A 1,190-nucleotide genomic window follows, 5' to 3' on the forward strand; every position below is an offset into this window, starting at 1 on the left:
TGTCCAAGGCGAAATTCGAGCGCACAAAGCCGCATGTCAACGTAGGGACGATTGGTCACGTGGACCACGGCAAGACGACGCTGACGGCGGCACTGACGAAGGTGCAGGCCGAGGCGGTCGGCGGTGAGGCGCGGGCATTCGACATGATCGACAACGCGCCGGAGGAGCGCGCGCGTGGTATCACGATCGCGACGGCGCACGTGGAGTACGAGTCGAACGAGCGCCACTACGCGCACGTGGACTGCCCGGGCCACGCGGACTACGTGAAGAACATGATCACGGGTGCCGCGCAGATGGACGGCGCGATCCTGGTGGTGAGTGCCGCGGACGGGCCGATGCCGCAGACGCGCGAGCACATTCTGCTGGGGCGCCAGGTGGGCGTGCCGAGCATCGTGGTGTACCTGAACAAGGCGGACATGGTCGACGATCCGGAGCTGCTGGAGCTCGTCGAGATGGAGGTCCGCGAGCTGCTGTCGAGCTACGACTACGACGGTGACGAGACGCCGGTGGTGACGGGCTCGGCGCTGAAGGCGCTCGAGGGTGACCAGTCGGAGATCGGGGTGCCGTCGATCCTGCGCCTGATGGAGGCGATGGACGGCCACATTCCGGTGCCGGAGCGCGCGGTGGACCAGCCGTTTTTGATGCCGATCGAGGACGTGTTCTCGATCTCGGGTCGCGGCACGGTGGTCACGGGGCGCATCGAGCGCGGCGTGATCAAGACGGGCGAGGAGATCGAGCTCGTGGGTCTGCACGACACGCGCAAGACGACGGTGACGGGCGTGGAGATGTTCCGCAAGCTGCTGGATCAGGGCGAGGCGGGCGACAACGTCGGCCTGCTGCTGCGGGGCATCAAGCGCGAGGACGTCGAGCGCGGTCAGGTGGCGTGCAAGCCCAAGTCGATCACGCCGCACACGAAGTTCACGGGTGAGGTGTACGTGCTGTCCAAGGACGAGGGCGGGCGCCACACGCCGTTTTTCCAGGGGTACCGGCCGCAGTTCTACTTCCGCACGACGGACGTGACGGGCACGGTGGAGCTGCCGGAAGGCACGGAGATGGTCATGCCGGGCGACAACGTGACGATCACGGTGTCGCTGATCGCACCGATCGCGATGGAAGAGGGCGTGCGCTTCGCGATCCGCGAAGGCGGCCGCACCGTCGGGGCCGGCGTCGTTTCGAAGATTATCGAGTAA

Annotated in this window: 1 protein-coding gene; it reads left to right on the top strand. The window is 66.6% G+C overall.

The window, feature by feature from the left end; all coding sequences use genetic code 11:
• Window positions 1–1,190: elongation factor Tu (gene tuf / locus A0W70_RS16355; RefSeq protein ID WP_070990183.1), on the top strand; the 1,190-nt coding region annotated here is incomplete at its 5' end.

The organism is Halofilum ochraceum (genome assembly GCF_001614315.2).
Classification (GTDB): Bacteria; Pseudomonadota; Gammaproteobacteria; order XJ16; family Halofilaceae; genus Halofilum; species Halofilum ochraceum.